Annotated in this window: 10 protein-coding genes; all 10 read left to right on the top strand. The window is 34.5% G+C overall.

All coding sequences use genetic code 11. The features are described from left to right. Nucleotides 1–34 precede the first annotated feature (34 nt). The 10 genes from serB to ACJROP_RS10090 all read left to right on the top strand — a co-directional run bounded on the left by serB (nt 35) and on the right by ACJROP_RS10090 (nt 10,822). Nucleotides 35–1,819, top strand: coding sequence for a phosphoserine phosphatase SerB (gene serB, locus ACJROP_RS10135; RefSeq protein ID WP_406535350.1), 1,785 nt, complete (start codon nt 35–37; stop codon nt 1,817–1,819). Nucleotides 1,820–1,860: 41 nt separating this feature from the next. Next, nucleotides 1,861–2,007: a hypothetical protein gene (locus ACJROP_RS10130; RefSeq protein ID WP_406535349.1), complete on the top strand. Its 147-nt coding sequence runs from the start codon at nt 1,861–1,863 to the stop codon at nt 2,005–2,007. Between the two features lie 116 nt (nt 2,008–2,123). Beyond that, nucleotides 2,124–4,280, top strand: a complete 2,157-nt coding sequence (gene topA / locus ACJROP_RS10125) for a DNA topoisomerase I (protein ID WP_406535348.1) — start codon at nt 2,124–2,126, stop codon at nt 4,278–4,280. A gap of 302 nt (nt 4,281–4,582) precedes the next feature. Then, a complete protein-coding gene (locus ACJROP_RS10120) occupies nt 4,583–7,273 on the top strand; it encodes an STT3 domain-containing protein (protein ID WP_406535347.1) in 2,691 nt (896 codons plus the stop codon). 58 nt (nt 7,274–7,331) lie between these two features. Beyond that, complete coding sequence (locus ACJROP_RS10115) at nt 7,332–8,426, top strand: OBG GTPase family GTP-binding protein (protein ID WP_406535346.1); 1,095 nt, start codon at nt 7,332–7,334, stop codon at nt 8,424–8,426. Between the two features lie 21 nt (nt 8,427–8,447). Further along, nucleotides 8,448–8,984, top strand: a complete 537-nt coding sequence (locus ACJROP_RS10110) for an adenylate kinase family protein (protein WP_406535345.1) — start codon at nt 8,448–8,450, stop codon at nt 8,982–8,984. A gap of 374 nt (nt 8,985–9,358) precedes the next feature. After that, entirely contained in the window at nt 9,359–9,592 is a 234-nt protein-coding gene (locus ACJROP_RS10105; protein ID WP_406535344.1) for a hypothetical protein, read from the top strand. Between the two features lie 36 nt (nt 9,593–9,628). Continuing rightward, nucleotides 9,629–10,027 carry a type II toxin-antitoxin system VapC family toxin gene (locus tag ACJROP_RS10100; RefSeq protein WP_406535343.1) on the top strand — a complete coding sequence of 133 codons (399 nt, stop codon included), beginning with the start codon at nt 9,629–9,631 and terminating at the stop codon, nt 10,025–10,027. A gap of 203 nt (nt 10,028–10,230) precedes the next feature. Further along, complete coding sequence (locus tag ACJROP_RS10095) at nt 10,231–10,596, top strand: ribonuclease P protein component 4 (RefSeq protein WP_406535342.1); 366 nt, start codon at nt 10,231–10,233, stop codon at nt 10,594–10,596. Then, a complete protein-coding gene (locus tag ACJROP_RS10090; RefSeq protein WP_406535341.1) occupies nt 10,565–10,822 on the top strand; it encodes a YhbY family RNA-binding protein in 258 nt (85 codons plus the stop codon). Before ACJROP_RS10095 ends, ACJROP_RS10090 begins: the two co-directional genes overlap by 32 nt. Nucleotides 10,823–10,891 lie beyond the last annotated feature (69 nt).

The raw sequence follows: 10,891 nt of genomic DNA, 5'->3' as shown, positions 1-10,891 counted from the left end.
AAGTGAGCTAGATTTAATATAATTGGTGGTATTATTGATTAAACTTGTAGTATTTGACTTAGATAACGTTATTATTGATGGTGAAGCAATAGATGAGATAGGAAAATTAGCAAATGTTGAAGAGGACATAGCTGCAATCACTGAGAAAGCTATGCAAGGGGAAATAGACTTTGAAACTTCTATTAAAGACAGAGTACAACTTCTCGAAGGAACTTCTATTGAAGATGTCGAAAAGGTTGCTGAAGAACTTCCATTGATGCCTGGTGCTTGCAAAACCATCAAATGTCTAAAAGATAAAGATGTAGATGTAGCTATCATTAGTGGTAGTTTTGATGTAGTGGCTGATAAAGTTAAAGATAAACTTGGAGTTGACACAGTTTATACTAACAGTTTCACAGTCGAAGATGGTAAATTAACTGGTGAAGTGACTGGTCCTTTAGTATCCGGATCTAAATTGGATGTATTAAAAGACCATGTCGAAAAAGCAGGAATTACTTTAGATGAAGTAGTTGCTGTTGGAGATGGCGCTAACGACATTTCCATGATCGAATCAGCTGGTTGCGGAATTGCTTTCAATGCAAAAGATTCTGTAAAAGAAATAGCTGATGTAGTAGTAGAAGAAAAAGACTTATGCAAAGTCTTATGTGAAATTCTTAATCAATTAACCACTGATGATGCTGAAACTGAAACTGTAGAAGAAGAAGTAGCTGAAGAAGCTGAAGCTGTAGCTGTCGAAGAAGTTGAAACTGTTGAAGAAGAGGCAGTTGAAGAGGAATCTGAAGCAGAAGAAGAAGTTGCTGAAGAAACTGAAGCTGTTGAAGAAGAGGCAGTTGAAGAGGAATCTGAAGCAGAAGAAGAAGTTGCTGAAGAGACCGAAGCTGTTGAAGAAGAGGCAGTTGAAGAAGAAGCTAAAGAAGCTGAAGAAGAAAAACCTAAAGCTAAATCTAAAAAAGCTGATAAAGGTCTTCCTGAATCCAATTTTGTCCTTGCTGACACCATGGAAGGTGTAAGAAAACAAAAAGATGAAAAAGAAGCTGAAATCTCCAAAGTTGCTGAAGAAAGGGAAGAATTCAACAAAATAGCTAAAGAACAACGTAAAATTAGAGATGAATTAAACGCATCTTTAAAAGAAAACTTAAACAAAGCTATTGAATACAGAAACGAGCGTAATGAAATCAACAAAAAAGTTGAAGAAGCTAAAAAAGCTCGTAATGAAGCAAATAATAAAATTAAAAGTTTAGAATGGTCTTCAGGAAAACGTGACAAAATCAAGATAGAAAATGAAATCAAAAAGATTGATAAAATCATTGAAACTCGCGTTTTAGACATCAAAAAAGAAAATCAGCTTGTTAAAAATGCAAACGATCTCAGAAAACAGTTAATGGAAATTCACGAAGATGAAACCGTTAAATCTGAAGCTCAAGAACTTAAAAAAGTATCTGAAGAAGAGCACGAAAAAGTTATTGAACTTTCCGAACAAGCTCAAGCAGCTCACGAAGAAATGCTCACCTACTTCAGAAAAACTGACGATATCAGAACTGCAGCTGATGAAGCTCACAAAAAATTCATCGAAGCACGTAAAAACGCTTCCGCTAAACATGAAGAGTTCAAAGCTATCTTAAGTGATATCCATGTTATCAACAAAAAATTAGGTTCCAACAAACCTAAGAAAAGGAAATCTGATAACAAATCTTCCGGCGGATCCAACAAAAACCGTGAAGAAAAAGAAAGAGCTGAAGAAATCTTTGCTAAATTCAAACAAGGTGGAAAAGTCTCTACTGAAGAGATTTTACTCTTGCAAAAATATAATATAGGTTAAATCTTTTAACCTACTCTTTTTATTTTTTTTTAGGTTTTACCATGTCTGAAGAAAAAATTGAAACTTGTTTTATTTGTGGTAAAAAGTTTGATATGAATAAAGCGGAACTTGGTTACTACCGTAACGGCAAATATCCGATTTGTGATTATTGTGCTGATTTTTACCGTTTTTATAACGAAGATATTTAAATTTTAACCATTTTTTTTTAAACTTTCAAATAACTCTTTTTATAGAAATATTTTTATATAGGAAATGAGTTTATATTAAATTCAGTATCACTTTTTTTTAATTTGGGGAGTATAATATGCATGAAGTTATAGTATGTGAGAAACCGACATCTGCTGAAAAGATAGCCAAGGCACTTTCGCCAAGTGCAGTGAAGAAGACTTATAACAAAAAAGTAAAATATTGGGAACTTAAGAAGGATTCAAAAGATATAACAGTTGTATCAGCTGTTGGACATCTTTATTCATTAACTCCTGACAATCCTAGAGATAAAGTCTATTTCGATCTTCACTGGGCTCCCGCTTATGAAGTCAACAAAAAAGGCAGCGGATATACTAAAGACTATGTCAGGGCCATTAAAAAACTTGGAAAAAACGCAGATTCCTATATTCATGCATGCGATTATGATACGGAAGGAACTTTAATCGGATATAACGCTTTAAAATATGCTTGCGGGCAAAATGATTTAAGCAAAATATCCCGTATGAAGTTTTCCACATTAACTAAAAAAGATCTCCTCGAAGCCTATGACAATAGAATTGATTTGGATATGAACCAGGTCGATAGTGGTATAGCAAGGCATGTCTTGGATTATTATTTTGGCGTAAATATTTCTAAGGCCTTGATGAAGTCTGTAAGCAGGGCCAAATACAGGTATTTGAAATTATCAGCAGGCCGTGTCCAGACTCCAACATTGGCCATTCTTGTTGAAAGAGAAAAGGAAATTAAAAACTTCATTCCAGAACCTTACTGGTTAATAAAAGCAATCATTGAAGGTGAAATTGAAGTCAATCATGTTGACGGTAAAATCTTTGATAAAGCAAGAGCCGACGAAATAATGAGCAAATGTAAAGGAAAAGATGCTGTAGTTGATAAGATAACTCTATCCAACTCAACCACCAAGCCGCCAGTTCCTTTTAACTTGGGAGGCCTTCAATCTGAAGCATATAACGTGTTTGGATTTTCACCTAAAAAGACACAATCCATTGCTCAAAACCTTTATACTTCAGGTTATACATCTTATCCACGTACATCATCCGAAAAATTGCCTGAAAGTCTTGATTTCAAATCAATATTTGGCCAGTTAAGTCGCAATGCCGAATTTAAGAAGCATATTTCACAGCTTCCATCTAAATTAAAACCGAACAATGGTAAAAAAGATGATGCGGCACACCCTGCAATCCATCCAACCGGAATCACTCCGCAAGGATTATCCAGGGATGATAAAAAGATTTATGATTTAATTGTCTATAGATTCATTTCAGTATTCTTTGAAGCGGCCAAGTTTGAAACCATGAGCACTACTTTAGATATTGAAGGTGAAAAATTCCGCTTTAAACGCAGAAGAGTAACCCATAAAGGATGGATGGAACATTATCCATATAGAAAAATCGATAATGAGGAGTTTCCGGACATTAGCAAAGGTGATTTAGTCAAGGTATTGGATTTGATTTCTGATGAAAAGGAAACCAAACCTCCTGCCCGTTACAATCAGGCTTCCCTTATTAAGGAATTGGAAAAAAGGGAGCTTGGAACCAAAGCTACACGTGCTGACATTATTGATAAGCTATATGATCGTAAATACATTAACGGCACTCAACAAATCGAAGTTAATCAATTGGGAGAAAACATGATTGATACATTGAGTACCTATTGTAAGGATTTGACTTCAGAAGAGCTTACCCGTGATTTTGAAAACAAGCTTGAAGGAATTAACAATAACACTTCCACATGTGAAGAAATCATACATGAGGGTAAAAAGGAAGTCAATATCATTTTAGGAGATATAGATAATAATTCCAAAGAAATCGGTACAAAATTGTATGAATCATATCAGGAAAGCAATATTGTTGGAACTTGCCCTAACTGTGGCGGTAATTTGGTTAAAAGATATTCTCCTAAAACTAAAAGTTCCTTTGTTGGATGTTCCAATTATCCGGAGTGCACAACAATATATTCAATTCCGAAAGGAACACATTTCCTTAAAAAGACTTGTGAAAAATGCGGTCTTCCAATCATTTCATTTGGAAAGCCTCGCCAACGCGCATGTCTTGATGCCAATTGCGGAAAGGATAAAACTAAGCCATACTCTCCTGAAGAAGTTGGAAAATGTCCAGAATGCGGAAAACCTCTTCTTAAACGTTCCGGTCGTTATGGTGAGTTTGTAGGTTGTAGTGGATTTCCGAAATGTAGGTTCACTTGTTCTGTTGAAGAGCTTGAGAGCAAATTGGAATAATCCTTAAATTTAGTTTATTTTAATTAAATTTATTTTGGCATTTTTTTCTTTTTGAATTAAATAGCCAATCTTATTCATTCTTATCTGTTTTCAACGATTTTTTACAGATTTTGTATTTTTGTAAAATAATAAGATATGCAAAATACTTAATAATGTTAAAAAATAAATCTATAATCTAATAAAAATATTTTTTCAAATTTCAATATTTTTATTTTGTATTTAAAAATTTTAATTTAATGATTTATTTATTGTTTTGGATTTGATGAAGCAATAAATTATAATGAATGTAAATGAGGGTTTCAATGAATAGAGAAACAATATTGACAATAACTAAGTCAGTAGTTATTATTTTAATCTTATTAGCTGTAGTTTTTGCCCTTAAAGCTCCAGCTGCAGATTTAAATGTACTTTCTGACGATTATAAAGCAGAATATATTGATTCTTCAGGTCTTCCTTATTTCAGTGAAATGGATTCATATTATAACTTAAGGTTGACTGAGGATTACATAGATCATGGTTTTGTAGGTGACGAACAGATAAACGGTACGGAATGGGATATGCACAGGTATGCCCCAACGGGTAATGAGATTAATTATGAATTGGGCATTGTGTATGTGACTTCGTATTTGCATGACCTTGCAAATAAATACCTTGGAGATTACTCCGTTAAAGAAGTTGCATTTTGGACAGGTGCTATCATATCTACATTTGCTGTAATCCCTGCGTACATCTTTTCAAGAAGGTTAACCAATGAATATGGGGCAATTGTAGCAACATTAATTATTGCATTGGCTCCAAACTACTTCGCACACACATTCCCAGGATTTTTCGATACAGATATGTTTTATTACATATGGGCCTTGCTCTTTATATTTTTCTTTGTAGAAAGTATAAGAGCGAAAAATATTATATATAAAGTTTTATTTGCAATTTTAGCAATTGTTGCAATTGGATTATTCTCCCAATCATGGACTGGTTACATATTTTACATAGGTCTTATGGGAGTATTCTCCGTTGTTTATTTAATTGCTTGCTATTACTTTAATGTCGGTGAAGATAATCAAAATGAATATCCTAGCAAATTGCAATGGTTTATCCACCAAGCTGATTTAAGATCTATTTTGGTATTAGGTGTCGTTGGTTTTGCAGGCCTCGCTATTTTCCAAGGTTTGGAAGGTGTGACAGGCATATTCGGAAGTTTATTAAGCTTACTTTCCTTGCAATCCGCTTCAAGGACTATTGCAGGATTCCCGAACGTACTTGTTTCCGTTGCAGAGATGCAAATTCCAGCAATGCTTGGTAGCGGAATGAATTCAATGTTTTTAGCTAACACTAATGGTGTTATTAACGGGTTAGGCGGTATATTAGTATTCTTCAGCGGTTTGACTGTTTTAGCTACTTTAGTATTGAGAATTTTCAAACTTAAAGGAGATGCAACTTCGGTAAACAGCACTAATGCTAAACCGCATAAGTCCCAAAGAATATCTTCAGCTAAAAAACTTGACAATGAACTTAAAAAAGGTATTAGCTTAGGTAATTTCAATTTGGATTCCATCAATGAATTATTATCCAACAAACGTTTAACTGTATTATATGCATCATTGTTTGTTGTATGGGTAGTTATTGCCGCACTTGCGGTAACCAGAGGTTCAAGGTTCATTACTACAATCGTATTGCCATTCGGTCTTATGGCAGGTATTTTTGTAGGTATTGCGATGGATTACATCAAAAACAAATTGAATGATGATAGGCTATTATTGGCAGTAATATTCTTTGCAGCCGCTTTTGCAGCAATTCCATTAGCTACCATAAATACAATGTATGGAGTTGCATTATTGGTTATCCTTGTTGCTTTAGGAGCAGTATCCATATACGTTCTCAAATCAAATGCTAAATCCAGTAAAGGAATTCCAATTAAAAAGTATGTTGCAGTGCTTGCCATTATCCTTGCATTGGTAACCCCTTGTGTCTGCGGAGCTTATCAGACTTCTGACACAGTTGTTCCGGGTACCAGTGATGCAATGTGGAATGCAATGAAATGGGTTGATGAAACCCAACCGGAAGATACAGTACTTACATCCTGGTGGGACTTCGGTTATCTGTTCGAGAAAGCGGCAGATAGACAAGTAACATTCGATGGGGGTTCACAATCTGGTGAACGTGCTTTCTGGTTAGGTCAAGCGATGACAACTGATAATCTGGAATTGTCTGCCGGAATTTTCAGAATGCTTGATACAACAGGAGATCAGGCTGTAGATTATTTGGTAAATATTACCAATGATACCGGTAAATCAACTGACATTCTAATTGACATTTTACCGAAATCATCCAGCGATGCTCAAAAAACATTGCAAAGCAAATATGGATTAACCGGTGCTCAAGCTAAAGAGTTGCTTAACTATACCCACCCTAAAAATCCACGCCCTGTAATATTTGTCGCATCTTCAGATATGCTTCAAAAAGCTGGTTGGTGGACTTACTTTGGTGCATGGGACTTTGAAAACCAATCTTCTAAAAACTACAATTATTACATTCCAACAAGCCAAGTAGAGGTCAAAGCAGGAAAAACCGGTAAATTGGCATTACTTGAAGATCAAGGAATGACTATTAATGCAGTTATCCAAAGAGGAACTGGTAATAATACAACAACTGCGTACACCGAGGCTGTTTATACTGAAAACGGACAGCAAATTATGGTAAATGACACTCCATACAATCCATTGAACATTTCACACATTGTCGTTATTGAAGACGGATACATCATGAAGAATGAATCTGTCGGCGATGTAAAAGATGCAAATTACACATTAATGTTGATGGGTCAAGATAATCAGTACACACCTATCTTAATGAGTAATGAGCTTGCAAATTCAATGTTTACCCAATTATACCTATATGGTGGAGCTGGTCAGGACATATTTGAAAATGTCCATGTGGAAAACGGTGTAATGTTGTTTAAAATAAACTTTGATAAAACCAAAGCTAGCGCTTAGCTGGTTTCTAGATTAGGATTTTCCTAATCTTTCTTTTTTTATTTAATATGGTGATTCAATGGGGATTGAGGAGAAAATAAAAGATATTGAAGAAGAAATACAAAAGACACCATATAATAAAGCTACTTCACACCATATTGGTAAGCTTAAGGCAAAATTATCCAAATTAAAAGAAGAATCTCTACAGAGAAGCAGCAGCGGTCATAAGGGCCAAGGTTTTCATGTTAAAAAAACTGGTGATGCTACTGTTGTTCTGGTAGGATTTCCTTCTGTTGGCAAATCTACTCTCTTAAATGAAATTACGAATGCTGAAAGTAAAGTTGGAGCTTATCAATTCACAACATTGGATATTGTTCCGGGTGTTATGGAACACAAAAACGCAAAGATTCAGGTTTTTGACATTCCAGGAATCATTACAGGGGCAAGTAGCGGTAAAGGAAGAGGTAAGGAAATCTTGTCTGTAGCCAGGACTGCCGATTTGATTTTGGTTGTATTGGACACATTCAATCCGCAACATTTGAATATAATTTTGGAAGAACTTAGAAATATCGGTATCAGGCCAAATGAAAAGCCGCCTGACGTTACAGTTAAAAGGAAAAAGCTTGGCGGTGTTAAAGTCTCTTCAACCTGTCCGCTTACTCATCTGGATGAAAAGACAATAAGGTCAATCATCAATGAGTACGGCATGCACAATGCAGATGTGCTTTTCCGTGATGACGTGACAATAGACCAGTTCATTGATGTGCTTGACAGGAACAAGTCATATGTTCCGATGCTGGTCTTGTTGAATAAGGTGGACCTTGTAGATGATGCCTACATCGAAGAGCTTAAAAACTACATTCCAGAATTTATTCCAATTTCTGCCGATAAGAAAACCAATATCGACGAGTTAAAAGACCTGATTTTCGACAATTTGGATCTGATTAGGGTTTACTTAAAACCGCAAGGCCGAAAGGCAGACATGGAAGATCCTTTGGTTGTTAAAAAAGGCGCTACCGTAATCGACGTATGCGGAAAACTGCATAGGGAATTTGTAAAAAACTTCCGCCATGCCAAGGTTTGGGGAACATCCGTTAAATTCCCGGGCCAGAAGGTAGGTCCGGACCATGTGCTTAATGATGAAGACGTTTTAAGAATTATTCTTAAAAAATAATTCTTCTTTTTTTTTGATATTATGAATAAGGCTATTTTTATAACAGGAACTCCCTGTACAGGAAAAACAACTGTCAGTGAAGTTTTATCCAGTAAATTAAACTGTAAATTAATTAAAATCAACGATTTGGCTATTGAAAACGATTTTGTTTTAGGAATTGATGAGGATAAGGGATATAAAGTCATTGACATTGACGCCTTAAACGATAAGGTTTCAGAGATTATTGCTGAAAGCGATGAACTGACTATTTTTGAAGGGCATTTGGCCCATTTATGTTCAGGTGCAGATAAGGTAATTGTTTTAAGGGTTCATCCGGAGATATTACGCACAAGGCTTGAAGCGCGTAATTATTCAGACTCTAAAATCCGTGAAAACCTGGAAGCAGAGGCATTGGGGGTCTGTACTGCGGAAGCCTTTGATGAATATGGGGATAAAATCGCTGAAATTGATGTAAGTGAGTTATCGATTGATGAAATTGTTGATTTAATCGGTGATGTTATTTTAGATAAAATTGATTTTCCAGTTGGTGAAGTTGATTTCATGGACTGGTTAATCTGACTTCAATTTTTCGCTTTTAAATCAGTTTTTATAAATTGCTTCAATTTTTCTTTTTTAATGCAATAAAGCAATATAATCATTTTGATGTGCAAATGAGCTTTTGTGATTTTTCATATTTTGAAAATACTTATATACTATCGGTTTTATATATTAATCTAACTATTCTAGCTAGTATGGTTCAAAAGTTTTTAAAATCTTTAGGTGCTTTTGAACTTCTTAAACTTAAATAAGGTTGTGTTAATATCACAAAAATAAGTTTTGACATTGATGATGAGCTACTTGAAGATTTAAAGAAAAAAAATTTAGAAAATAAATCTTCTATAGGGGATTGGATTGAAAAATATATTCAACAAGGATTGAAAGAGGATGATACTATGTTAATGATAGGTTTAAATGAAAATGTGATGGAAAAAGTAAATATCCTGTCTAAACTAACTCATAGGACTCCTGAAGAAGTAGTTAATGATACTCTTTGGAATCAATTGGAAAAAATTGAAGATGTTCCTGATGAAATTGATTATGATAAAATTTGGGATATGCTAGAACATGATAAGCCTGAGGGTGATGATGTACTGGATAAGCTTAGCAAAATCAACAAGCTTCGATGAAAGGTCATATTCAATTAAACACCACAGAGGGATATAATGATTTTTTTAGATACATCTTACATTAAGGGATTAATACTTAAAAACGACTCTTACCAACTTTTTTCAGAAAATATTAAGCCGATTCTGGAAACAGAAACAAAAGCAACTAATATTACCGTATTGGTTGAAGTTTTGAACAGTCTCAAACCGAACAACTTCAATGGAGATATTAGGGAAATAATATTTCAACTACTGAATCTTGATGCCTTTGATTGGTTGACTGCCGATGATTACAACTCGGCAATGGATTTGTTTAACTATTATGGGGGATCTGTTAACTATGCAGATTGTACAATACTGCAATCAATGCAAAATCATGGAATCAGTAGAATTGTCTCTTTTGATTCGGATTTTGACAAAATTAGGGGCATACAAAGAATAAGTGGATTTAATTAATCCATTTATTTTTTTAAAAAAATTATTTTTAACTTAAAAATTTAAAAAATCCATAACCTTTATAAATAGTGATTAACATAATTATTCTTAATATTCATATTAACCTAAGGTTAAAATTTTTTTTTAACTATGGTTTTTGTTTTAAATTGCGCAAATCATTTTAATCCAATCATGAATATTAATATCCTACAAGGGAGGATATTTTGAGTAGAGGAAAACGACCAAAGTGGATGATTGATATAGCGATTGAAAGAATGGATATTCTTTTTAACCGTGCCGAGATGGAATTCATCAGCCATCCTGAAAGATCTCATCGCTATGTGGAGCTAGCTTTAAAATTATCCACTAAATACAATACCAAAGTCCCCGAAAAATGGAAGAGAAGGTATTGCAAGAAATGCAAGTCATTCCTCTCGCCTGGTCGCAATTGCACCGTCCGGCTAGTTAACTCTGAAGTTAACATTTTTTGTGGTGAATGCGGTCATGCAATGAAGATTCCTTATCGCAAGGAACAGAAAAATAAAAGGAGAGCTAAATATGAGTCAATCAAAAAAAGAAATGATGAATAGAGCTCTTTCCGCTATGACAATTAACATTGGTAAAGGCGGCGTCAATGAAAACGTAATCAATGAAATAAAACGCCAGCTTGAAGCTAATGAACTTGTCAGAATCAAATTTGCAAAAAATATCGCTAGAGATAAAGATAAATACATCGACGAAATTATCACTCAAACCAAAGCTAAGCTTATAGATGTTAGAGGACACGTCGCTGTTATTTATAAGAAAAAGCCTTAAACATTATAAATTTAGAGTTACAGGCCCTATTTTTTTAGGTCTTAAATTTACAGTGGATTAAGCTACAAT

This window comes from Methanobrevibacter sp. (assembly GCF_045220775.1).
Taxonomy (GTDB): Archaea; Methanobacteriota; Methanobacteria; order Methanobacteriales; family Methanobacteriaceae; genus Methanocatella.
Note: the sequence above shows the minus strand (reverse complement) of the source record. Positions and strands in the feature narration are given on the sequence as shown.